The following is a 24,067-nucleotide window of genomic DNA, read 5'->3' as shown; positions in this document are numbered from 1 at the left end:
CCCTCCATACCCTGCGGAGGCCACGGCAACTACGTCGAGCTGGCCTGACACTGGGCTCGAACCTTTGCGCGATGCTGGATGCACACGCATTGACTTTGCCATGAGCAGGCACCCAGGCCAGCGCCGCTGGCGCGAGGGGCTGGCCCGGGTGCCTGCTAGTTGTGATCTATAGGCAGGCTGTTTATCCGGCCACTACACCTACATTACATCACCACTATTGGGCCCAAGAGTTTGGCCAACGTAGAGGTTTCCGTCCGGTGAAGAGGCCAACATCAATGCTGTTGGCGCTACCTCCTTGGCCATACCAAAGCGGCCCAGAGGCAGCTCGGCCTCCTTGTCAGCAATCCATTGAGGACTAAGACCTTGTAGCATCGGCGTCAGGATCGGGCCGGGGGCGATGGCATTAGTCAGCACTCCGAAGGGCGCCAGTTCGTGGGCCATGGCCTTGGTCAGCCCCAGCACGCCCGCTTTTGCCGAGCAGTAGTGGGCCAGCCCAACCCCGCCCTTCAGCGCCAACTGCGAGGCAATGTTGATGATCCGGCCACGCTTGCGCTCAACCATGTGCGGCGCGACCTGACGGCTGACCAGGAAGACGCCCCGCAGATTGATGCCGACCATGCGATCGAAGGTCTCGGTGGACATCTCCAGCAAAGGGGTTTCGTCTAGAATTCCGGCACAATTGACCAGCACGTCGATGTTCTGATGGGCCTTCAGGACATCATCGACCATGGCCTGCACCGAGGCCTCGTCGGCCACATCCACCGCGTGCAGGGTGATACGTGAATCCAGCTCGGGCGCCCATTGGCGACAGGCCTCGAGATTGAAATCGGCCACGGCTACCGTGGCGCCTTCGGCCTGGAAGCACTCGACGATGGCGCGGCCGATACCACTGGCGCCCCCCACCACGAGGGCGACCTGGCCCTGGAGTTTTTGTGTCATGAGAATACCCCGTCTCTTGAGAACGGGAGACGAGACGCCGGCCTCGCCTCCCTTGTCAGGCGATCAGCTCGGCCAGCGCACGGTCAGACCGCCATCGACGATCAGTTGCTGCCCCGTCACGTAGGACGCATCGTCGCTCGTCAGAAAGCGCACCGTGCGCGCGACCTCCTCCGCGCGCCCCACCCGACCCGCCGGGATCATGTCGCCGGCGGCGGCCAGGCCATCGGGCCCCAGCGAGTTCACCGGATCGAGCGATTGCGGGGTCTCGATCAGGCCGGGGATCAAGGTATTGACGCGTATCCCGCGGGGCGCTAGTTCCACCGCCAGCGACCTCACCAGCCCCAGCAGGCCACTCTTGGCCGCCGCGTAGTGGGCGTGATCGTCCCAGCCATAGACGCCGCCCGCGATCGAGGAGATGGCGACCATCGCGCCGGGCCCGGTCATCATCCGGGATGCTCCGCGAAAGACGCGCATCACTCCGGTCAGGTCCACCGACAGCATGTCGTCCCATGCCGCGTCCGAGAGCTCCTCGAGCGATGCCTGACGCAGGATGCCGGCACCGGCCACGGCGATATCCAGGCGGCCGAAGTGGTCGATGGCCGCCCGCGCGAAGGCATCGCACTGTTCGCCGTCACGCACATCCAGCACCACGGGCAGGCACTCCCCGCCCGCGTCCCTCACCGCCGCGACGGTTTCCGCCACATCGTGGGGATCGCCCGGATAGTAGCCTGCGACCACGTTGACGCCGGCCCGGGCGTAGCTGACCGCCAGGGCCTGGCCGATCCCGCTGGCCGCGCCGGAAATGATCGCGACCTTGCCCGCCAGGCCGTCATCTCGTCTCAGTGCATTCATGCCACGGCCTCCTCGATCGCGTCATGCTGACGATGGTCCACGTGACGGGTGCCAAACATCAGCAGGCCACTCAGGAGCAACGGCAGAGAACCGGCGAGGATGGCCGCCCAGGTCATGGTGACACCCAGCGTCAACAGCAGGGATACCAGCCCCGAGCCCACGATGGCCCCCACCGGCGCCATCACGTGCGCCACGTTGGCCCCGGTACCGCGAACATGGGCCGGAAAGGACTCACCCATGTAGAAGAGAATGGCGGCGAAGGGCCCCAGCAGGAAGAACAGCGTGATGGCATACATCAGATAGACGAAACCGTCGCTGGCCGGGCCCAGCAGCATCAACAGACTGGCCACGCCGCCGAGCAGGAAGCCCATGAGCACCGTATTGCGCCGCCCGATGCGATCACCCACCCAGCCGTGGGTCAGATAGCCCACGAAGCCCACCGCGTTGGCCAGGATCAACACATACAGCGAGTTCTCGAAACTCACGCCCTTGGCCTCGACCAGGACCGTCGTGCCCAGCACGGCGAAGACCTGGATCGCCATCCAGCTGAACAGCCAGACCAGCGACAGGGAGATGGTATGACGACGCAACTCCGGCGCCAGCACGCCTTTCAGGCCCAGATTATTGCCGGTATTGACCGCCACATCGTGCTCGGCGGCCAGCTGCGCCGCCCCCTCGGCATCGCCGGACTTGCGCCGGCGCTCGACTTCCTTCATCGCCGCGAATACCGGCGACTCCGGCAGTTTCAGCGCCATCACGATGACGATGATCGACACGCAGGCGGCGACGAAGAAACTGCCGCGCCAACCCACCACAGGCAGCAGCAACGAGGTCATCCCCGCCGCGCACAAGGCACCGACCGGCCAGCCGCTCTGTACCAGGCTGTACATGAAGCCGCGCCCCTTGGCCTTCTTGTAGATCTCGTTGAGGTAGACGGCATTGACCACCTCTTCGGAAACCGCGAAGCCGGAAAAGGCCCGGATGATGACCAGCGAGGCCGCCCCGATGGCGACCCCCGACAGCCCGGAACTGACCGCTCCGCCGATGACCAGCAGGATCAACGTCTTCTTGCGCCCGAAGTGGTCGAGCATGGTGCCGACTACGAGAGACACGAAAAACACCCCGATGGTCGCCCAAGTGTTGACCGCCGTGGCCTTGGCCGGACTCCAGCCGAAATCGTCGGCGATGACGGGCAGCAAGGTGCCGAACAGGGTGTAGTCGTAGACCGACGCCACCCAGGCAATGAAGCAGACCAGCGAGGCATAGCCGATCTGTTTCTTGGTGATGACTCTATTCCAGGGCTCGTCGGCACTGTCGCGACGCCCTGGGGAAGAAATACTCGAGGTTGGCTCGGTCATCGACGTCACCCTCTTTTTCGATTGTCGTTGTGTGGTGATTCGGAAGTGATTACGGGGTTACTTCCTCGGGTTGCGCTTGGCGAAATCGTCGGCGATCTCGTCGAACGTGCAGAAACGCACGCCCTCGTGGCTCTGCATGTGCTCGATGAGACGCTCGAGCATCATGAGCACCTGGGGGCGCCCCGACACGTCGGGATGGATGGTCATGGTGAAGACCGCGTAGTCGTTCTCGCGGTAGACCCAGTCGAACTGGTCCTGCCACATCTCGCCAAGCTGCCGGGGGCTGACGAAACCGTGGCTGTTGGGGGATTTTTTGATGAACATCATCGGCGGCAGATCGTCGAGATACCAGTTGGCGGGAATCTCGATCAAGTCGGTTTCCTGTCCCCGAACCAGCGGCTTCATCCACTCCTTGGCGGGCTTGGAGTAATCGATCTTGGTCCAGGAATCACCGACGCGTACGTAGTAGGGGTGGAAATCGTCGTGCATCAGGCTGTGGTCGTACTTGATGCCACGCTCGAGCAGGAGCTCGTTGGTCACCGGACTGAACTCCCACCAGGGAGCGACGTAACCGGTGGGTCGCTTGCCGGACAGGTTGGTGACCAGCTCGATGTTGTAATCGAGCACGTCACGTTCCTGTTCACGGGTCATGGCGATGGGGTTTTCGTGGCTATAGCCATGGACACCGACCTCGTGCCCGGCATCGACGACGGCCTTCATCTGCTCGGGGAAGGTCTCGATGCTGTGACCGGGGATGAACCAGGTCGTCTTGAGGCCATAGCGCTCGAACAGCTTGAGCAGACGCGGCGCACCGACTTCACCGGCGAACAGGCCGCGGGAGATATCGTCGGGCGAATCCTCGCCACCATAAGAACCGAGCCAACCGGCAACGGCATCGACGTCGACGCCAAACGCGCAGAGGACCTCTTTCTTGGCCATCTTGAACACCTCGTTGTTGAGTCTTGGAGGGGGTGTGCTGGTATAGGCGACGACAGCCATCGGGCCGCCGACTTATTGAAGATTGGATACATAGGTCATTCTTGTCAAGACAGCCCTATCGCACATCTCTTCGCTTTTCTTGCCCGGAAGACCTTTCCTGTTAGATAAAAATGCTGAAAAAACTAGATAAGGCAGGATTATTAGCCGAAAAACGGGCTAAATATCAAAAAAACGACAGAAAAGAGATCTTTCGCTCCATCTCGACCAGGAACAGGCAGTATCAATTCGCTCGACGGAAAGTCATTTCCTAGAAAATGAATACAAAGGTCATTTTAATACTTGCGACAGGCGACACCGATGTGACGCCCCGCCGCTCAGGGACGCATAGGAGAGAAACGGAAAAGCAGGGAAAGGCTCAGGTGATCTTGAGCAGGTAGGGGGGCAGGTTGGGCTCGGGGAAGACCGATAGCACTTTCAGCCGACGACGGGAACGCTCGGCCGCCGCCTGAAGATGCGACTGCAGACTGGAAGCCGCCGCGTCGAAGGCGCCGAACAGCAGATGATCGAGGACCAGCTTGTGTTCCATCAGCAGCGGCTCGTCCGGCGGCACGCCCAGCGTCTGGAAGAAGATGCGATTGACGATGACGGGCAACTGGCTCTGGCCGATCATCTCGCGAGCCTTGCGATTGGGATACAGCCGCAGACAGCGCTGATGCAAATCCTGCTCCAGCCGAGTGATGGCAGCCGCGCTCTGGCGCTCCGGATGGTCGATCAGGCGCTGAACCGCCTCCCGCATCGCCTCCAGCTCGGCGCGATCCAGCAGGGGCCCGGAGACCTTGAGCGCCGCCGGTTCCAGCAACACGCGAATCTCATAGTCCTCGGCCACGGCCTGGGCCGTCAGCGGGCCGGCCAGCCAGTGCGAATGGCGATCCTTTTCGATCAGCCGCTGATTGCGCAACCGACCCAGCACCTCCCTGGCCACGGTACGACTGACCCCGTGATGTTCACTCAACACGGTCTCGATGATGCGAAAATGGCCGAAGGCCAGGCAGGTCGCCACGGCCTCCTCGATCTGGGGGTAAATGCGATCGGCGGCCGAGCGGGTATCCACGGCGGGCTGCTCGCCACCCCCCAGCCCCAGCATGCCGGGCGTCAGCGGGGTACGTACCGGCTCCACCGAAGCCGGGGCCGACGTCGCCAGAAAGCCCCGCCCCTCGAAACGACTGATCAGTCCCTGCTGGTGTAACAGCTCAAGCGCCTTGCGCACGGGACCGCGACTGGTGCCAAAAAGCCGGGCGATGGGCCCCTCGAGCAGAATTTGATTGGACGGCAGGCGCCGCGCCTGGATGGCCTCGCGCAACGTCTCCTGGATCATGACATACCGCGGCGCACGCCCCTCCTGCCGCTTGTTCGAACTGTCTGCAGTGGCCAGCACCCACTCCTCCCTGACGTCATCGACTCGTTCCTCGCGCACGGCCGGCTCGGCACGTTCGGCGCGAAACGCCCCATCACGGGCGCCGGCCTATTTTGACACTTCCCCCCAGGCCTTTCGAGGCCAAGAATAATGACCCATGAGACTTATAGTCATTTTTATCGCATCATGAATCCACGACCCTACAAAAAATTCACCGAAATCAAGCCTATTGGCGGCACACGAAAAGATCTTCGAGCAAAACATCCTTCCCACCCCTTGGCATAAAATGATCTTTGTATTCATACTGCAATTACTGCGCGACACACGCGGCGGCTTGTCGTCGACGGGTGCCGGCCTACAACAAACACACAACACATCGAGGAACGCTGCAGTGGCCCATTCACAACGCAATCCCGACAGCCGCAGCACCGCCGAAGGCGGCGCCCGGCAACATCTGCTCGAAGCCGCCATCCTGCCGGTCTGGCTCAACCAGCGCACCATCGGTTTCTTCGGCTTCATCTGGCTGTGGATCGGCATGGCCGTGATCATCGCCACCTTCCAGCTCGGCGCCGGCGGCGTCGCCGGCCTGCCGCTACTTCACGTTGTCGCCATCATCTTCTTCGCCAACCTGGTGCTCGGCGTCGTCATGAGCCTCACGGCGGATATCGGCACAGAGCATGGCCTCTCCTTCGCCGTCTACCTGCGCGCCCCCTTCGGGATCAAGGGCACTCACCTGCCCGCGGTATCACGAGGCATCGTCGCCGCCATCTGGTTCGGCGTGCAGACCTACCTCGGCGCGCTGGCCCTCAACGGGATCGTCGAATACCTCTGGGGATTCGATAACTGGGCACTGTGGTACACGCTGTTTGCCGTCGTGCAGATCGCCAACACCGCGCTCGGCATTCGCGCCGTGGAGCTGCTGGCTTCCATCGCGGCGCCCTGCATCGTGGCCATCTCGGTGTGGATGTATTTCACCCTCGACGTGCTGGCCAAGACCCAGGGCATCAATATCTGGACTTTCGTCGGCGACCAGAATATCGCCGCGCTAGGGCTGTTCTTCGCCAACATGGCTTTCTGGTCGGCGCTGGCGGTGGACATCCCCAATCTGACGCGCTTTCTGCGCACCCCCGGCGGTGAGCGCAATTTCTTCACCCGCAACCGCAACGTGTTCGTCGCTCAGTTCCTGGCGCTGCCCGCCACGCAAGCCTGGATCGCCCTGATCGGCGGAGTCTCCTTCATCGCCGCGGGCGACTGGAACCCGGTCACGGTGATCCAGGGCCAGGGCGGCGGCCTGACCCTGATCGCGCTGCTGCTGATGGTGATCCTCGCCCAGTGGTCCACCAACAACGCCGCCAACCTGATCCCCGCCGCGCTCACCTTCGTCAACGCCGGGGCGCCGCGGATCAGCTACCCGGTCGCCCTGGTCATCGCCGGGGTGATCGGTACCGCCGCCATGCCCTGGCTGATCCTCGATCATCTGTTCACCTTTCTGAGTTACTACGGTGCCATCCTCTCGGCCGTCGGCGGCATCATGGTGGCGGACTATTACCTCCTGCGGCGCCGGCGCCTCAACGTGCCCGCGCTCTTCGACACCGAGGGTCAGTTCCGCTTTGCCAACGGCTTCAACCCCGCCGGCATCATCGCCTGGGTGGCGGGCGGCGTCATGGCGCTGGTATTTCTGGAATACGCCTACGCCGTCGGCTTCGTCACCGCGCTCGTGGTGTATCTGGTACTGATGAAGGGCTGGATCCTGCGCCGCTACCCCCAGCAGGAACTGGTCTCCGATTTCGATGACCGCTTTCTGGCGACGTCCGTGGGGCGCAACTGGGTCTATACCGAGCTGGGGCGTTTCGAGCGCCTGAGTACCGACGACATTCCTGCCTCGGCGCTGAAGCGCGAGGATCGCTGAGCATCGGCGGGCGTTACCGGGTGACGCCCGCTCAACCGGGAGACAACTCATGGATTCTCTTCCCCGCACTGCGCTGGCCATCGGCCAGGCCCTCCAGGCCGGCGACATCGACCCGGTGACGTTGACGCAGCACTGTCTGAAGAGGGCCAGGGCCAGCGACGCGGTGTTCATCTCGTTGACACTGGATCGCGCCCTGGCGGAAGCCGAGGCGGCCGCCCACCGCCGGCGGCTCGGCATCCCGCTGAGCCCTCTCGACGGGGTCCCGCTGGCCTGGAAGGACCTGTTCGATATCACCGGCACCCTGACCACCGCCGGTAGCCGGGTGCTCGCCAGGACGCCCGCCGCTCACGACGCCACGGCGGTCCGCCATGCCACGGGAGGCGGTCTGGTGTGTCTCGGCAAGACCAACCTGACCGAACTGGCGTACTCCGGCCTGGGCCTGAACCCGCATTACGGCACTCCTCACCATACGCCGGTTGGGTCGGAGCCCCGGGTGCCCGGCGGTTCGAGCTCGGGTTCGGCGGTCGCCGTGGCCCAGGGTATCGTCCCGGCCGCCATCGGTACCGATACCGCGGGCTCACTGCGCGTTCCCGCCGCCTTCAACGGCCTGGTGTCCTACCGTCCCTCCCGTGCCCGTCACGACCGGCGCGGTGTCACGCCCCTCGCCGCGAGTCTCGACACCATCGGGGCAATCGCGACGTCGCTGCCGGACTGCCTGGCCATCGACGACCTCCTGCGCGGCCAAGCCGTCGAGACGCGAGAACCGGCGGACCCCGCGCAGACGGTGATCGTGCTAGACACGACCTGCCTCAACGACGAACGCCTCGAGCCAGGCGTGCGGCAAAACCTGGAAGACAGCGCCGAGCGACTCGCCCGGGCCGGCTACCACGTGATCAGGCGGCCCATCGCCAGCGTCGGCGACACCCTGGATCTCATCCAGCGTCACGGCTGGCTGGGCGCCGCGGAAGCCTATACCGAGTACCGGGATCTACTCGCGCGCGAGGAAGCCGAGCGCATGGACCCCCGCGTGCGACAGCGACTGCTGGCCGCGCGAAGCATGACACCGGATAGCGTCGTGACGCTGTATCGTCAGCGCCGGGCGCTCCAGGCCCGCCTTCACCGGGAACTGGCGGGAGCGATTCTGCTCACCCCGACCGTGGCGCACGTCGCCCCCGCGCTGGCGCCACTGGAGGCGGACCCCGAGCGGTTTGCCGAGGTCAACCTGGCCACGCTGCGACTCAGCATGGTGGCCAGCCTGCTGGACTCCCCTGCGATCGCGCTGCCGAGCGGACTCGACGCGCAGGGCCAATACACCAGCATCCAGCTCAGCGCACCCCGCGGCGAGGACGAGGCGCTCTTGCGGGCGGCCCTGGCGGCCGACGCATGTCTGAGCGCCAGCCCGTAACCCGGTCACGTTTCCACGTTCAAGGAGATCCCATGTGCGGACTTTGTGGCGCCCTCGGCGGCGACAATCACTGGAGCACGCATGTCGAAGCCCCGGAGCAGGCCCACCACGAACGTCGCCGGGCTCGCGCCTACCGGGCCAGGTTGATCAATCGCGTACTCGGCCCGCAGCGCCTGGCGATCGAGGACTTCCAGGCATCGAGCTTCGTGCTAGCCACCGCCACCGGCAAGCGGGAGATGGTCGAGGACCTCGGCGGCGTCTGGCGCCAGGCTGAGCAACTGAGTGGCCGCGAACTCGACCCCCTGGATGCGGCATTCCTGGCATCCCTAGGCTGACGCCCCGGCGAGGAGACTCTCGATGACGGACACGACTGCGTTGCTACCGGTGCATGTGATTTCGGGCTTTCTGGGCAGCGGCAAGACCACCCTGCTGAAGTCGGTACTGGCCAGCGAGGCCTTCGGCGACAGCGCCGTACTGATCAACGAGTTCGGCGACGTGGGCCTCGACGACCGGCTGCTCGGCGAGATCGCCGAGGATGCCGTGCTGCTCTCCAGCGGTTGCGTCTGCTGCACGATTCGCGGCGAACTGTCGGACGCCCTGCGACGCCTGTTGTCACGGCGGCAGAACGGTGAGATTCCCGCCTTTCGGCGCATCGTGCTGGAAACCACCGGCCTGGCGGATCCCGGCCCGATCGCCTCCACCATTACCGCCGACCCCGTGTTGCGCCACCATCTTCGCCCGGGGACCAACCTCACGCTGGTCGATGCCGTCAACGCCATCGACAGCCGCCGGCACCACCCCGTATGGGAAGCGCAGGTCGCGGTGGCCGACAAGTTGGTCATCAGCAAGAGCGACCTGGTCGACACGCCCCGCATCGACCACATCCATGACCTGCTGGATACCATCAACCCCGCCGCACAACGCTTGGGCCGCGAGGCCCTGGACCAGCCTAGCGATGCGCTGTTCGCTAGTGGCCCCCATCTCGAGCGTTTCACTCGCGCCCGGGTCAGGACTTGGCTCGGCCCCTGGCGCGAATCGGCCAGCCCCGAGACGCAAAGCCATCTGGGCGATGTCAGCGCCTTCCGCCTGGCCTTCGACAGCGAGCTGGACTGGACCTGCTTCGGCTTGTGGCTATCGATGCTCCTCAATCGTCACGGCAACGACATCATGCGGGTCAAGGGAGTCCTGCACGTCAGGGACGACCCCCGGCCGGTCATCCTCCACGGTGTACAGCACACCATTCATCCCCCCGAGCACGTCGAGGCCTGGCCCGACGACGACCGCCGGTCGGAGCTCATCTTCATCACGCGTGGTATCGCGGCCAGCCGCGTGGCAGACTCGTTGGATGCCTTCATGAGCGCCGTGAGCGACCACCCTTGCCCCAGGATCTCCCATGTCTAACACCGTCCCCTCACCCGATTCGGGCGGACCTTACGTTCAACGCGGCCCGGTCACCCTGCGCGTGCTGGGCACCTCGGTCACGCTGCTGGAAAGCATTCGCCGGCAAGCGCGGGCCGACCTGGGCATTCGGCTGACGTTCGACGTGCTCGACGGCGTCGCCGCGCAACGGGCCGGCGTGCTGGCCCCGGACAGCTTCGATATCTACGACCAGTGGTTTCACAACGTGGATTTCGTGTGGCCGGCCAACGCCATCCAGCCCATCGACATCGCGCGCATCGACAACTGGGACCAGATCAACGCCCTGCCGAAGACCGGGCGCCTGACGCCACACGCGCCGCTGGGCGCCGGCAGCAACCCGGTCGATCGTCTCTATATCCAGCCCGATGGCAGCTGCGGTGCTCGCCCCAGCGGCCACATCACCATGCTGCCGGTCAGTCATAACGTCGACAGCTTCGGCTACCGCCTGGACATGCTGCCGGACGGACTGAGTCGCGATCAGGAAAGCTGGGCCTGGCTGCTCGACAAGCGCTGGCGCGGGATGGTCAGCCTGCAGAACGACAGCGCCATCGGCGCGATCGACGCGGCGCTGGCCGCCAAGGCGGCGGGCCTGGTCGACTTCAGGGATCTGGGCAACCTCAGCGTGGCAGAGATCGACAACCTCATCGACTGCCTGATCATGCTCAAACGCCAACAGCACTTCCGGGCGTTCTGGAGCAATCAGGACCAGGCTTCCTCCGACATGGTGCGCGGTCGGGTCGGCATCGAGAGCCTATGGTCGCCGGCCATGACCGACCTCAAGAAGCGCCATATCAAGGTGCGCATGGCCTCGCCCATGGAAGGCTATCGCGCCTGGTACGGCGGCATGTCGATCTCGCGCCACGCCAAGGGCCGCACGCTGGATGCCGCCTATGACTATCTCAACTGGTGGATTTCCGGGTGGCCCGGCGCCGTCATGGCCCGCCAGGGCTACTACATTTCCACCCCGGAGCTGACCCGCCCCCACCTGTCGCCCGCCGAATGGGACTACTGGTACGCCGGTCAACCCGCCGCCGAGGACCTTGCCGACCCTTCGGGCGCCAGTCGACTGATTCACCGGGGCGAGGTCCGCGATGGCGGAGACTATCTGACACGCATGAGCCGAATCGCCGTGTGGAATACAGTAATGGACGAGCATAACTACCTAGTCCGGCGCTGGAACGACTTCATGTCAGCCTAAATGAGCCACATGGGGATTTTCTCCGACCTCATAGAGTGATCAGCGCGCAAACACCACCGTGCGCCCCTGGTGCAGGAATACCCGTCGCTCGATGTGATAGTCGATCGCCCGCGCCAGCGTCAGGCACTCGATGTCGCGACCCTTGGCGACCAGGTCTTCCGGATAGTGGGTGTGATCGACCGACGCGACGTCCTGGGTGATGATCGGCCCCTCGTCGAGGTCGTTGTTGATGTAGTGGGCGGTGGCGCCGACCAGCTTGACGCCCTTCTCGTAGGCCTGGTGGTAGGGCCTCGCCCCCTTGAAGCCGGGCAGCAGCGAGTGGTGAATGTTGATCGCCCGGCCGCTGAGCAGCTCGCACATCTCGGGCGAGAGCACCTGCATGTAGCGGGCGAGGATCACCAGTTCGGCGCCGGTCTCCTCGATCACCGCGCGGATCTGCGCCTCCTGCTGCGGCTTGGTCTCGGGGCTGACCGGGAAGTGGTGGTACGGCAGGTCGTGCCAGGCGGCCAGCGGCTCGAGATCGGGATGGTTGGAGACCACCGCGCGGATGTCGATCGGCAGCTGGCCGATGCGGTAGCGATACAGCAGGTCGTTGAGGCAGTGATCGGCCCTGGAGACCAGAATCACCGTGCGCGGCCGGGTACCCGGCGCGGTGAGTTCGAAGGTCATGTCGAATTCGGCGGCCCGCGGCGCAAAGGCCGCCTCGAAGGCCCCGGCGTCGAAGCCGGCATGCTCGGGACGGAATTCGGCACGGATGAAGAAACGCTCGCCCAGGCGCTCGTCGAAGGATTGCAGCTCGGTGATGTAGCAGCGCTGTTCCTTGAGAAAGCGCGTGACCACATCCACGGTGCCCAGCCGGCTGGGGCACTGGGCGGCAAGGATCCAGGTATCGGGGGTGCGGCTCATGGCGCCTCCTGCTTGTGGTTGTTGGTGGCCCATCTTGCGACGATACGCCGACGGCGGCCGTCGCGTCATCGACGATCCGTCGACCCGTCGATTCGTCGAAAGCACGAGAGGGCGCCGCGGCGCCCTCTCGAGGTGCTGCCTGGCGGGCTGGTGCGTCAGCGACCGGATTCCTCGACCGCCAGGCCGTACTCCTCGCCGGCATCCACCAGCCAGCGGTAGCAGTAGTCGGCGAAGCTGCGGCGCAGGACCAGCTCCCAGCGCTCCTCGTCCGGCCGCCGCAGGATGGCGGTGGCCTTGGCGAAGGTCGTGGTCACCCCCTTGCCGGCCGGGAAGTGCCGCGGGTGGACGTCATAGGGCGTGGACTTCATCAGCACCTCGCGGGCCCTGGGCCCGGAGAGCTCGACGAGCGTCTGCCCGCCGCTGACGTCGACGATGGCGAAGTGGGCATCGCCCAGGGCATCGCGAAGGCGCTTCTCCAGCGTGTACGCCTCGCCTTCGGGGACGATGAGGAGCCACTCGTCCGGCGACAGCCACTGGATCGAGCGCTCGCCGTCGGCATCGTGGACCAGCGCGCCGGGGCGTGCCGGCAGGCTGACACCCAGCACCTCGCGCACCGCCTCGTCGAGGACGATGGCCCCGCCGCGCAGGATCAGGTGGCCCAGGAAGGCGCGCTCGCGCAGTGTCACGCCGGGGTCGGCGGCCGAGCGCCGGGCGCGCTCGGCCAGGTTGCTGACGGCCAGCGGCGACTCGGCGTCGACGGCGGTGGCCGGGCGGCTGTCGAACATACGCACATCAGACATGCTGGCGCTCTCCCTTGGGATCATAGAAGACGGTGCTGACGATCTCGGCGGCATGCACCTTGCCGTCGACCATCGGCAGGTAGACGGTCTCGCCCATGCGATGGTGGCCTCCCTTGACCACCGCCAGGGCAAAACCGCTGTCGAGTACCGGGCTGTAGTAGCTGGAGGTGACGTGGCCGACCATGGTCATGGGGATCGACTGCTCGGGGTCGAAGACGATCTGCGCGCCCTCTTCCAGCACCACCCCGGGATCATGCGGACGCAGGCCGACCAGCTGCTTGCGGTCGACGCGCCGGGTGTCGGGGCGGCTCAGGGCGCGCTTGCCGATCCACGGGAACGGCTTGTCGTAGCCGATCGCCCAGTACATGCCCAGGTCCTCCGGCGTCACCGAGCCGTCGGTGTCCTGGCCGACGATGATCAGCCCCTTCTCGGCGCGCAGCACGTGCATGGTCTCGGTGCCGTAGGGCGTCAGGTCGTACTTCTCGCCGTGCTCGAACAGCGTCTTCCAGACGTGCATGGCGTAGTTGGCCTGGACGTTGATCTCGAAGGCCAGCTCGCCGGTGAACGAGATGCGGAAGACCCGCGCCGGCACACCGGCCACGTTGCCTTCCTTCCAGTCCATGAACTTGAAGGCTTCCTTGTCGAGATCGATGTCGGTGATCTCGGCCAGCAGCTGGCGCGCCTCGGGACCGGTGACGGTCATGGTCGCCCAATGGTCGGTCACCGAGTTGAAGTAGACCTCGAGTTCCGGCCACTCGGTCTGGTGCCAGATCTCCAGCCACTCCAGCACGCCCGCGGCGCCGCCGGTGGTGGTGGTCATCAGGAAGTGGTTGTCGCCCAGGCAGCTGGTGGTGCCGTCGTCCATCAGCATGCCGTCGTCCTTGCACATCAGGCCGTAGCGGACGCGACCCGGGGCCAGCTTGGCCCACTTGTTGGTGTAGATGCGGCCCAGGAACTCGCGGGCATCCGGCCCCTGGATGTCGATCTTGCCCAGTGTCGAGGCGTCGAGGATGCCCACGCCCTGGCGAACCGCCAGGCACTCGCGGGCCACCGCCTCGTGCATGCTCTCCTTCTTGCCGTTGACCGTACGCGGGAAGTACCACGGGCGCTTCCACTGGCCGACGTCCTCGAACTCGGCGCCGTGCTCGACGTGCCACTGATGCAGCGCGGTGTAGCGCTCGGGATCGAACAGCTCGCGGCAGTGGCGACCGACGATGGCGCCGAAGGTCACCGGCGTGTAGTTGGGACGGAACACCGTGGTGCCGGTCTCGGGGATGGTCTGGCCGAGGCAGCGCGCGGCGATCGCCATGCCGTTGATGTTGCCCAGCTTGCCCTGGTCGGTGCCGAAGCCCATGGCGGTGTAGCGCTTGACGTGCTCGATCGACTCGAAGCCCTCGCGGGTGGCGACGTCGATGCCGGCGGCGGTGACGTCGTTCTGCAGGTCGACGAACTGCTTGGGCGCACGCAGCGTGGGCTTCTCGTGGGGCACCTGGTAGAGCGCCACGGCCGGCGACTCGCGATGGGCACTCGCCCGCGGCAGGTTGACCGAGGCCGCGGGGAAGCCGCCCGCCTCGGCGGCGCGGTTGCCGGCGGCGACGCCGTCCTCGAGCACCGCGTCCAGCGCGTAGACGCCGTGGGCCCCGCCCGCCGGGGTCAGGCCCGTTACGTCGCCGGGCACGAAGCCGAGGATGTCGTCGCGCCACACGGGCCGCGTGCCGGTGTGCGAGGAGAGGTGGACCACCGGGCTGTAGCCGCCGGAGCTGGCAATGGTGTCGCAGGCCAGCTCCTCGGCCTTGCCGGCGACGCGGAAGCCGTCGATGTCGATGCGCGCCACGCGGGCGCCGCTGACGCGCTTGTCGCCCTTGGCCTCGATCACCGCGCTGCCGGTGATGATACGGATGCCGGCGGCGCGGGCCTGCTCGACCCACTCGCCGTCGGGGTTGTCACGGGCATCGGCGATCGCCACCACCTCGCGGCCGGCCTCGTGCCAGTCGAGCGCGGCACGGTAGCCGTGATCGTTGCTGGTGGAGAGCACCAGCTTCTGCCCCGGCGCCACGCCGTAGCGGCGAATGTAGGTCGACACCGCGCCGGCCAGCAGGTTGCCCGGCACATCGTTGTTGGCGTAGACCAGCGGCCGCTCGTGGGCGCCGGTGGCCAGCACCACCTGGGCGGCACGCACCCGATGCAGGCGCGAGCGCGACTGGCGGCGGCCGTCGACGCGCGGCGCGACATCGGCGAGGTGCTCGGTGCGCCGCTCGTGCAGCGTCACGAAGTTGTGGTCGTGATAGCCGTTGGCGGTGGTGCGAGCCAGCAATGTGACGTTGTCCAGCGAGGCCAGCTCGTCGATCACGGCATCCGCCCAGCGGGTGGCCTCAGCGTCGTCGAGGGTCTCGCGGCTGTCGAGCAGCGAGCCGCCCATCGTCTCCTGCTCGTCGCACAGGATCACCCGCGCGCCGCTGTAGGCCGCGGCCAGCGCCGCCGACAGCCCGGCGGGGCCGGCGCCGATCACCAGCACATCGCAGTGCTGGTTCAGGTGATCGTAGATGTCCGGGTCGGACTCGACGGGGCTGCGCCCCAGCCCGGCCGACTTGCGGATGTATTTCTCGTAGGTCATCCACATCGAGGCCGGGGCCATGAAGGTCTTGTAGTAGAAGCCCGGCGGCATGAAGGAGCCGCCCAGCTTGCCGACCGAGCCCATCAGGTCGCGCTGGACGTTGGGCCAGCCGTTGGTGCTGCGCGCCTCCAGGCCGTCGTAGAGCGCCTGCTGGGTGGCGCGCACGTTGGGCACCTGGGCAGCCTCGGAGGCGCCCAGCTGGACCACGGCGTTGGGTTCCTCGGCGCCGGCGGCGACGATGCCGCGCGGCCGCGAGTACTTGAAGCTGCGGTTGACCACGTCGACCCCGTTGGCGAGCAGCGCCGAGGCCAGGGTGTCGCCGGGATGGCCGGTATAGCGCTTGCCGTTGAAGGTGAAGGTCAGCTTGCGCGTGCGGTCGACCCGACCGCCCTGCGCCAGACGGTTGGGCTGTGATGATGACTGGCTCATGCCTGCGCTCCCTTGACTGAGGCCACGGCGGCGTCGCTGGCGCCCACGGTCTGCTGGCCGCCGCTGGCGGCCTGCACGTTGCCGGCTTTCTCTCCACTCGCCAGGCTTTCGGCGGTGATCGTCGGCTGCTCGCCCATCCTGTAGGTCTCGAGGATGGCGTAGGTCACCGTATGGCGGGTGATGTTGAAGAACTTGCGGCAGCCCACCGCATGCACCCACAGCTCGTGGTGGATGCCGCGCGGGTTGTCACGGAAGAACAGGTAGTCGCCCCACTCGGCGTCCGAGCAGGCGTCCGGGTCCGCCGGGCGGGCGATGTGCGCCTGGCCCTTGGGATGGAACTCCTCTTCCTCGCGGTGCTCCTCGCAGTAGGGGCAGTAGATATGAAACATCTTGTTTTCCTCCCTCACTCGACTTCAATGCAGCCGAATGAACGTACCAGGGTGTTCTGCGCCAGCGAGCCGGGTGAGGGCCAGGCGTCCGCCGATTGAGGAGCCGGAGTGTTCGAGGCCGTACATGAGGACTCCGAAGAGGCGGACAACGACGCCATCGCGCGGCGCAGCTCGCAGAACTTAGTGGGCGACGCCGGCGGCACCATGCTCGTCGATCAGTGCGCCGGTCCGGAACCGATCGATGGAAAACGGCGCGGCCAGCTTGTGCATCTGGCCCTTGGCCAGCGACCAGGCGAACACGTGCCCGGAGCCGGGCGTGGCCTTGAAGCCGCCGGTGCCCCAGCCGCAGTTGAAGTAGAGCCCCTTGACCGGCGTGCGCGAGAGGATCGGGCAGGCGTCCGGGCAGGTGTCGACGATGCCGCCCCACTGGCGGTTCATGCGCACCCGCGAGAACATCGGGAACATCTCGACGATCGCCTGCAGGGTGTGCTCGACGGTCGGGTAGCTGCCGCGCTGGCCGTAGCCGTTGTAGCCGTCGATGCCGGCGCCGATCACCAGGTCACCCTTGTCGGACTGGCTGATGTAGCCGTGGACGTGATTGGACATCACCACGGTGTCGAGAATCGGCTTGAGCGGCTCGGAGACCAGCGCCTGCAGCGGGTGCGATTCCAGCGGCAGCTGGAAGCCGGCCATCTTCGCCATCACCCCGGAGTTGCCGGCGGTGACGCAGCCCACGGTCTTGGCGCCGATATCACCGCGGTTGGTGTGCACGCCGACCACGCGGCCGTCGAGGATCTTGAAGCCGGTGACCTCGGTGTTCTGCAGCAGGTCGACTCCGAGGCTGTCGGCACCGCGGGCATAGCCCCAGGCCACCGCATCGTGACGCGCCACCCCGGCGCGCGGCTGCCAGGAGGCCCCCATCACCGGATAGCGGGCGTTCTTCGAGCAGTCCATGATCGGCACCAGTTCCTGCACGCCCCTGGCATCCAGCACCTCGCTGTCGATGCCGTTGAGGCGGTTGGCGTTGACCCGGCGCTGGATGTCGCGCATGTCCTGCAGGGTGTGGCCGAGGTTGAGCACCCCGCGCTGCGAGAACATCACGTTGTAGTTGATGTCCTGGGAGAGCCCTTCCCACAGCTTCATGGCATGCTCGTAGAGCGCCGCGGACTCGTCCCACAGGTAGTTGGAGCGCACGATGGTGGTGTTGCGCGCGGTGTTGCCGCCGCCCAGCCAGCCCTTCTCGATCACCGCGACATTGGTGATGCCGTGCTCCTTGGCCAGGTAGTAGGCGGTCGCCAGGCCGTGCCCGCCGCCACCGACGATGATCACGTCGTATTCCTTCTTGGGCGTGGGATTGCGCCACTGGCGCTGCCAGTTCTCGTGATGGCTGAGCGCGTGCTTGACCAGCCCGAAACCCGAATAGCGTTGCATGGATTCTACTCCTGCTGGTGAAGGCGGTTAGAGAGCCGACTCGGTCTCGCGCGACGCCGCGGCGACCGGCGCCTCGTAGACCGGGTGGCGCGCGCACACGGCGGCGACCTTGTCGCGCACCTCGGCTTCCACGGCCTGGGTGTTGCCGCGCTCGGCCAGCACGTCGAGGATGTCGCAGATCCAGTCGGCCAGCTCGGCGCACTCCGACTCGTCGAAGCCGCGGCTGGTCACCGCCGGGGTGCCGATGCGCAGGCCGGATGTCACGAACGGGCTTTCCGGGTCGTTGGGCACGGCATTCTTGTTGACGGTGATGTGGGCCCGACCCAGCGCCGCATCGGCGTCCTTGCCGGTGACGCCCTGCTTGATCAGCGACACCAGGAACAGATGGTCGTCGGTACCGCCCGAGACCACGTCGTAGCCGCGCTCGAGGAACACCGCGGCCATGGCGCGGGCGTTGTCGAGCACCCGCTGCTGGTACTGGACGAACGCCTGGCTCATCGCCTCCTTGAAGGCCACCGCCTTGGCGGCGATCACGTGCATCAGCGGGCCGCCCTGCTGCCCGGGGAAGACCGCCGCGTTGAGCTTCTTGACCAGTGTCTCGTCGGCGTTGGCGGACAGGATCAGGCCGCCACGCGGGCCGCGCAGCGTCTTGTGGGTGGTGGTGGTCACCACGTGGGCATGGGGCAGCGGGCTCGGGTAGAGACCGGCGGCGACCAGGCCGGCGACGTGGGCCATGTCGACCATCAGCCAGGCCCCCACCTCGTCGGCGATGGAGCGGAAGCGCCGCCAGTCCACCACCCGCGCGTAGGCCGAGAAGCCGGCGATGATCATCTTGGGCTTGTGGCTGCGCGCCAGGCGCTCGACCTCGTCGTAGTCGATCTCGCCGGTTTCCGGGTTCAGGCCGTACTGCACGGCGTGATAGTGCTTGCCGGAGAAGTTGGGCGCGGCGCCGTGGGTCAAGTGCCCGCCATGGGCCAGGCTCATGCCCAGCACGGTGTCGCCCGGCTTGACCAGTGCCATGAACGCCGCCGCGTTGGCCTGGGCGCCGGAGTGCGGCTGCACGTTGGCGTAGTCGGCGCCGAACAGGTCGCAGGCACGGTCGATGGCCAGCTGCTCGACCACATCGACATGCTCGCAGCCGCCGTAGTAGCGACGGCCCGGATAGCCCTCGGCATACTTGTTGGTCAGCTGCGTGCCCTGGGCCTCCATTACGGCCCGGCTGGCGTAGTTCTCGGACGCGATCAGCTCGATGTGGGCTTCCTGACGCGCCACTTCATCGGCGATGGCGGCGGCGACCTGGGAATCGAAAGCGGCAAGACCGACCTGGTTCATGACGGACTCCTCATTGTTGTGGTGGTGGTCAGACGTCTTCTTGAATCTATCGGCAACCGGCGGGCGGTAAAAATTTGAAATCCTTATGCCCGGATAACCGCCGTCCGGCGTCGCCGATCCATGTCTCGATTAAAGGGGAGCCGCCCCGTCAAGGATTGAATAAATGCGACAGGCTTGCTGAATATCCCAGCCGCGCCGGCATCCGCCCACGGGCGCGGCCGGCCGTCGACGCCGGACCGGCGCCGATACGCCCTGGCCCGCATGAGCCGTGGCGAAGGGACGATACGCCTCAGAGTGCCGGACGGCCCTCGACGTGCAGGAAGAAGGGGTCGACCCGCTCGCGGCCGGTTTCGCTGGCGCGCTTGCGCATTTCCGACGGGGTCGCGCCGAATGTACTACGAAAGTGGCGGGAAAAATGCGCGGTATCGGCGAAGCCGCAGCGCTCGCCGATCTCGGTGATGCTCTTGCCGGTGTAGTGCAGCAGCCAGAGCCCGTAGCGCAGGCGCAGGTCGCGGGCGAACTTCTGCGGGCCGACGCCCAGCGTCTCGCGGAAGCGGCGCTCCAGGTTGCGTCGAGAGGTTCCCACCCGCTCGGCCAGCACGTCCATCGACATGGCCTCCCCCAGGTGCTGCTCGAGCACCGCCAGGGCGCGACGCACCAGGCGGTCCTCGACCTTGCCGAAGACCACCGGCTGGGGCTGCGGCTGGGAACCGGCCCGCGCCTCCTCGAGCAGCATGATGTGCAGGCTCTTCATGGCCCACGCCTTTCCCAGGTGGCGCTCGATCAGGTAGGCCGCCAGATCCGCCGAGGCCGCACCGCCGGCACAGGTGATGCGGTCGCCGTCGTCGACGAACAGCCGGTCGGCCACCGGCTCGATGGCGGGAAAGCGCTGGATCATGTCACGGTGGTGATACCAGCTCACGCAGCAGCGCCGCCCGGTCATCAGGCCGGCCTGGATCAGGGCGAAGACCCCGGTGCACACCCCCACCAGCGGAACCCGGAGCGCCGCCGCCCGGCGCAGATAGGCCAGCGCCGTGGTATCCGTGCGGGCCTTCTCGTCCTGCACGCCGCCGATGACCACGATATAGTCGAACTCGGCCGGGTCGCGGAACGTCTCGCAGGGCGAGACGGCCGCGCCGCAGCTGGACACGGCCGGCCCGCCGGTGCTGGTCATGAAGGTCCAGTGGCAGCGCAGCTGGCGCGAGCGGTCGCCCTCGTCGGCGGCCAGGCGCAGGCAGTCGACGAAGGCGGCGAAGGGCATCAGCGTGAAGCGATGCAGCAGGACGAAGCCGACCGACAGGGGTTCATCCCGGGAAGAGAGGCTCATCGTCGCTCCTGGCAGCATGGTGCGGTGTCCCGCGGCCCGAGGCGGGCCGACCGATCGTCCTATCCTGCCATCCGGCCACGTGGCACGGAAGCACACGACAGGACAGCACCGAACGACATGCCGTGCGGAAGGCGACTTCCAACAATGACACTCAGTATTCGCGTGGTCGAAAAAAGATGACAAACATACCCACCGACCTTCTCAGGACCTTCGTCACGATAAAGGACCTGGGCGGGTTCACCAGCGCCGGCGAGTTGCTGGGCCGCTCCCAGCCCGCCATCAGCCTTCAGATCAAGAAGCTGGAGGAACTCCTCGACACCCGGATATTCCTGCGTGGCTCCAGCCTCGAGCTGACCGAGGACGGAGAATATCTGTATCGGGCGGCCCGACAAATCCTGGAAATCAATGACCAGGTCATCGCCAAGGTCAGAGGGGAAAGCATCTCGGGGAAGGTCCGTCTGGGTATACCCAACGACTTCGAACTGGCCTTTCTGCCCAGGGCGCTGAGGAACCTCTCGAGGGTCTATCCCAATATCGTCATTGAAGTGGACTGCGAGATCAGCAAGGTCATCCTGCAGCGATACCAGAAGGGCTGCTATGACATTGCCCTGGCCATGGAGCGGGTACGGGAGGACGAGGACCGGGATTCTCGAGACTACCGGGTGGACAAGCTCGAATGGGTCTACAAGGAGCGCCAGCTTCTCGACCCGCATGAAGGGCCGCTACCCCTGATCGCCTATCCCCAGGGGTGCATCTATCGCGCCATCATGGAAGAAGGGCTACAGCGCCAGCAGGCCCCGTATCGGTTCACCTACACCAGCACCAGCCTTCTCGGCATCTTCTCGGCCATCGAGGAGGGGCTGGGGATTTCGGCCATGGCCAGCTCGGTCATCCCCGACCACCTGAAACAGGCCAGAAGCAACTGCCTCCCCGACCTGGGCCAGGTATGCATCGGGCTCTACTACAAGGAACGGGAAATGAGTGTGGCGAGCCGCCATGTCCTCGACTTCCTGCGCTCCGGCCTTGGCAACATGTAGCCCTGGCAGGGCCTTTCCACGCCGTCGGGCGTCCGGAAAGGCCCGCCGTGTCAGCGGAAGGTGGCGGCTATCCGGCTGATGCATTCCTCCAGGATCCACTCCCCCTTCTCGGCGGTGGCCTTGAGCGGTGACGACAGGGTCCCCGACTCCGGCACCCAGCTGGGATCGGGCGGGAAGACATCGTAGGGCGGAAATTCCGCCGGCGGGATATCCACGGCCCGGGACATGTCCACGAGCTCCGGATGAATCTTGAGCATGATCGAGGTTTCCAGCACCCCGCCATGCTCCACGGCCCATCCCGAAAACCCGTCGGGAAAGACCTTGCCGATCGTTTCCTCGCTGATGAAGTCCCAGTAGGAAAGCAGGATCACCTTGATGTCGATTCCCGCGAGCCTGGCCTGCCTGACGGCTCTATCGGCGGCCTCGACCAGGCACATGGAGTTCTCGAAATGCCCGTTGATCAACAGGAACTCCCGATTCCCGTGCTCCACGAAGGCCAGGATGACGTCATGAACGTAATTCTCGAGCGACTGGCTGCTGACACAGGTGGTTCCCGGGAAGAAGTTGCCGCCACCCGATTTCACCTGGGACTTGTACCCATAGGCGATCGGCGGCGACACCAGCATGTTCTGCGCGCTCTCGGCGACCCGGCAGGCAATGTAGTCGGGTATCAGCACGTCCGGGTTGAGCGACATGTGGGGGCCATGCTGCTCGATGGCCCCCACGGGGATGATGATTTTCCTGTCACCGTTCGACACCAGTCTTTCGTAGGAAACCCAATCCAGGTTCTCGACCTTGCACTTCATTGTTTTCGCCTCCGGCATACCCCATGCATTGAACGATCAGGTCATGCTTCCCTCCATGGGGCCGCGTGTTCACTGGCCCCATGGAGACAAGCACCACGGCCACGGATTCCTCAGACCTTCGACAGCGCAGCCCGACTTTCCACCGGATTCACCCGTGAACTTCCCAGCAGGTAATATGCCACACCGGAGACCAGGATGGTCGGCAGACTGGCCGTCGTGACCGCCGCAATCCCGGGGAAGCCGTAGGACAGGCCAAAGTACACGCACAGCCCCAGTGCCAGGCTGGTCACGCCGACCATGTTCCATCCATTGCCGTAGCTGTAGACGCCACCCTGCTCCCTGAACAGATCCTGTTCGTTGAGTCGTCCTCTGCGGATCAGAAGGTAGTCGACCAGGATCACCGTCCACAGGGGAATGAACAGGCCACCGATAACATTCAGGAAGGCCTCGAAGTACCCCAGGAAGGACGAGTAGAAGATGGGCGCAAAGCAGAGCGCCAGCTGAACCAGAGCCACGAACAGCAGGGCCTTCTTGGGGTTCCTGACGTTAAGGCTGCCCACGACCCCCATGCCGGCACCGTAGAGAACGGTCACATTCGTGCTGATGGTGGCGAAGATGAGCACCAGGAAGGAGACCAGGCCCAGGCCCAGGGCGGCCATGGTCGAGCTGGGGTCCGAATTGTTGGCGTCGAAATTGCCTGTCTGCAGGGCCACCCCGATCACCCCCAGGGCACCGATCACCATGAACCAGCCCTGGCCGATATTGATCCCCAGCCAGGTACCCACGGTCGCCCCCTTCGATGTCTTGGAGAAGCGCGAGAAGTCGGCAATCTGCGCCCAGGTCCAGCTGAAGCCGAAGGCCAGGTCGATATAGAAGGCCCACGTATGGCCGGGGTCGTCGATGGAGAATGACATGACCTCGCCGAGGTCCCATTGCGTGAACACGATATAGGTTTCCCAGCTCCCCAGGATGAGAAGCAGGATGCCCGAGATCCGCTCGAGATAGCGGATGGCCTCATGCCCCACCAGGGTGATGACGCCCTGTACGACCGCGGTCAGCAGGATGCCGATCACCAGTGGCCAGGTATCACCCGGCTCGCCATAGGCAGGCCACCCCCAGGCGTGCGAAAACACGAATGTCAGCGAAATGGCAGCAATATAGCTGTTAACGCTGGGCCAGCCGATCAGCACCATGAACTGGGCCAGGCCGGTCATCCTGCCGCCTTTTGCCCCCAGACACGGCCTTGAGACCGCCACGGTAGTGGCCCCGTAGCGATACCCGATATAACCGATTGCCGCCCAGGGGATCATCATCAGCGGCAGCCAGAGCAGGCTGTACTGAAGCACGAAGCTCATGCCCAGCGCGGCGGCCATCCCGCCAAAAAACCAGGAACCGGTATTGATCCCTGAACCGAACCATGTCCAGACGGTATCCACGAATCCATAGGTTCTTTTATCGGTACTTATTTTTTCCAACCCATATTCACTATATTTCTTGTTATCACTCATGGCTTTCACTCCAACACCATTGGAAAAAAGGGGAGCCCGGCTCCCCTTTTAATCG

At 65.4% G+C, this 24,067-nt stretch carries 20 protein-coding genes; 6 read left to right on the top strand and 14 right to left on the bottom strand.

Annotated elements, in window-relative coordinates:
* Positions 1-198 precede the first annotated feature (198 nt).
* The 5 genes from G7A98_RS12790 to G7A98_RS12770 form a co-directional block, all read right to left on the bottom strand.
* Positions 199-939, bottom strand: a complete 741-nt coding sequence (locus G7A98_RS12790) for an SDR family NAD(P)-dependent oxidoreductase (protein WP_163650066.1) — start codon at positions 937-939, stop codon at positions 199-201.
* A gap of 63 nt (positions 940-1,002) precedes the next feature.
* A complete protein-coding gene (locus G7A98_RS12785) occupies positions 1,003-1,791 on the bottom strand; it encodes an SDR family oxidoreductase (RefSeq protein ID WP_163650065.1) in 789 nt (262 codons plus the stop codon).
* Complete coding sequence (locus G7A98_RS12780) at positions 1,788-3,149, bottom strand: MFS transporter (RefSeq protein WP_163650064.1); 1,362 nt, start codon at positions 3,147-3,149, stop codon at positions 1,788-1,790. The genes G7A98_RS12785 and G7A98_RS12780 overlap by 4 nt, the downstream gene beginning before the upstream one ends.
* 57 nt (positions 3,150-3,206) lie before the next feature.
* Entirely contained in the window at positions 3,207-4,088 is an 882-nt protein-coding gene (locus G7A98_RS12775) for a polysaccharide deacetylase (protein ID WP_163650063.1), read from the bottom strand.
* 415 nt (positions 4,089-4,503) lie between these two features.
* Positions 4,504-5,562, bottom strand: coding sequence for a GntR family transcriptional regulator (locus G7A98_RS12770; RefSeq protein WP_205596268.1), 1,059 nt, complete (start codon positions 5,560-5,562; stop codon positions 4,504-4,506).
* Between the two features lie 331 nt (positions 5,563-5,893).
* On the opposite strand from G7A98_RS12770, the gene G7A98_RS12765 reads away from it, so the two are divergent.
* The 5 genes from G7A98_RS12765 to G7A98_RS12745 are packed head-to-tail and all read left to right on the top strand — an operon-like array spanning position 5,894 to position 11,433.
* Complete coding sequence (locus G7A98_RS12765; protein WP_240464748.1) at positions 5,894-7,411, top strand: NCS1 family transporter; 1,518 nt, start codon at positions 5,894-5,896, stop codon at positions 7,409-7,411.
* A gap of 49 nt (positions 7,412-7,460) precedes the next feature.
* The gene (locus tag G7A98_RS12760; protein WP_163650061.1) at positions 7,461-8,816 is read left to right on the top strand and encodes an amidase family protein; all 1,356 of its coding nucleotides are present in this window, start codon (positions 7,461-7,463) and stop codon (positions 8,814-8,816) included.
* A gap of 32 nt (positions 8,817-8,848) precedes the next feature.
* Positions 8,849-9,151 carry a hypothetical protein gene (locus G7A98_RS12755; protein ID WP_163650060.1) on the top strand — a complete coding sequence of 101 codons (303 nt, stop codon included), beginning with the start codon at positions 8,849-8,851 and terminating at the stop codon, positions 9,149-9,151.
* A 22-nt stretch (positions 9,152-9,173) separates the two neighbouring features.
* Positions 9,174-10,217: a GTP-binding protein gene (locus G7A98_RS12750; RefSeq protein WP_163650059.1), complete on the top strand. Its 1,044-nt coding sequence runs from the start codon at positions 9,174-9,176 to the stop codon at positions 10,215-10,217.
* Complete coding sequence (locus G7A98_RS12745) at positions 10,210-11,433, top strand: extracellular solute-binding protein (protein ID WP_163650058.1); 1,224 nt, start codon at positions 10,210-10,212, stop codon at positions 11,431-11,433. The genes G7A98_RS12750 and G7A98_RS12745 overlap by 8 nt, the downstream gene beginning before the upstream one ends.
* A gap of 39 nt (positions 11,434-11,472) precedes the next feature.
* Here the strand turns inward: G7A98_RS12745 and purU are convergent, their stop codons facing one another.
* The 7 genes from purU to G7A98_RS12710 form a co-directional block, all read right to left on the bottom strand.
* Positions 11,473-12,339, bottom strand: a complete 867-nt coding sequence (gene purU, locus G7A98_RS12740; protein WP_163650057.1) for a formyltetrahydrofolate deformylase — start codon at positions 12,337-12,339, stop codon at positions 11,473-11,475.
* Positions 12,340-12,494: 155 nt separating this feature from the next.
* On the bottom strand, positions 12,495-13,139 hold the full coding sequence (gene soxG, locus G7A98_RS12735; protein WP_163650056.1) for a sarcosine oxidase subunit gamma family protein: 645 nt from the start codon (positions 13,137-13,139) through the stop codon (positions 12,495-12,497).
* On the bottom strand, positions 13,132-16,182 hold the full coding sequence (locus tag G7A98_RS12730; protein WP_163650055.1) for a sarcosine oxidase subunit alpha: 3,051 nt from the start codon (positions 16,180-16,182) through the stop codon (positions 13,132-13,134). Before G7A98_RS12730 ends, soxG begins: the two co-directional genes overlap by 8 nt.
* Positions 16,179-16,571 (bottom strand): sarcosine oxidase subunit delta, encoded by a 393-nt coding sequence (locus tag G7A98_RS12725; RefSeq protein WP_163650054.1) that lies wholly within the window; start codon positions 16,569-16,571, stop codon positions 16,179-16,181. Before G7A98_RS12725 ends, G7A98_RS12730 begins: the two co-directional genes overlap by 4 nt.
* A gap of 180 nt (positions 16,572-16,751) precedes the next feature.
* Positions 16,752-18,002 (bottom strand): sarcosine oxidase subunit beta family protein, encoded by a 1,251-nt coding sequence (locus G7A98_RS12720; RefSeq protein ID WP_163650053.1) that lies wholly within the window; start codon positions 18,000-18,002, stop codon positions 16,752-16,754.
* Positions 18,003-18,029: 27 nt separating this feature from the next.
* Entirely contained in the window at positions 18,030-19,334 is a 1,305-nt protein-coding gene (gene glyA, locus G7A98_RS12715) for a serine hydroxymethyltransferase (protein ID WP_163650052.1), read from the bottom strand.
* Positions 19,335-19,623: 289 nt separating this feature from the next.
* On the bottom strand, positions 19,624-20,661 hold the full coding sequence (locus G7A98_RS12710) for a GlxA family transcriptional regulator (RefSeq protein WP_163650051.1): 1,038 nt from the start codon (positions 20,659-20,661) through the stop codon (positions 19,624-19,626).
* 176 nt (positions 20,662-20,837) lie between these two features.
* Here G7A98_RS12710 and G7A98_RS12705 point away from each other — a divergent pair, with 176 nt between their 5' ends.
* Positions 20,838-21,698, top strand: coding sequence for a LysR family transcriptional regulator (locus tag G7A98_RS12705; protein ID WP_163650050.1), 861 nt, complete (start codon positions 20,838-20,840; stop codon positions 21,696-21,698).
* Positions 21,699-21,748: 50 nt separating this feature from the next.
* On the opposite strand, the gene G7A98_RS12700 is transcribed toward G7A98_RS12705, so the two are convergent.
* Together G7A98_RS12700 and G7A98_RS12695 are read right to left on the bottom strand one after the other, a co-directional pair.
* Positions 21,749-22,504: a creatininase gene (locus tag G7A98_RS12700; protein ID WP_163650049.1), complete on the bottom strand. Its 756-nt coding sequence runs from the start codon at positions 22,502-22,504 to the stop codon at positions 21,749-21,751.
* Between the two features lie 110 nt (positions 22,505-22,614).
* The gene (locus G7A98_RS12695) at positions 22,615-24,012 is read right to left on the bottom strand and encodes a cytosine permease (protein WP_163650048.1); all 1,398 of its coding nucleotides are present in this window, start codon (positions 24,010-24,012) and stop codon (positions 22,615-22,617) included.
* Positions 24,013-24,067: the final 55 nt, after the last annotated feature.

Source organism: Modicisalibacter sp. 'Wilcox' (assembly GCF_010993675.1).
GTDB lineage: Bacteria > Pseudomonadota > Gammaproteobacteria > Pseudomonadales > Halomonadaceae > Modicisalibacter > Modicisalibacter tunisiensis.
This window is presented reverse-complemented; position numbering and strand designations above follow the sequence as displayed.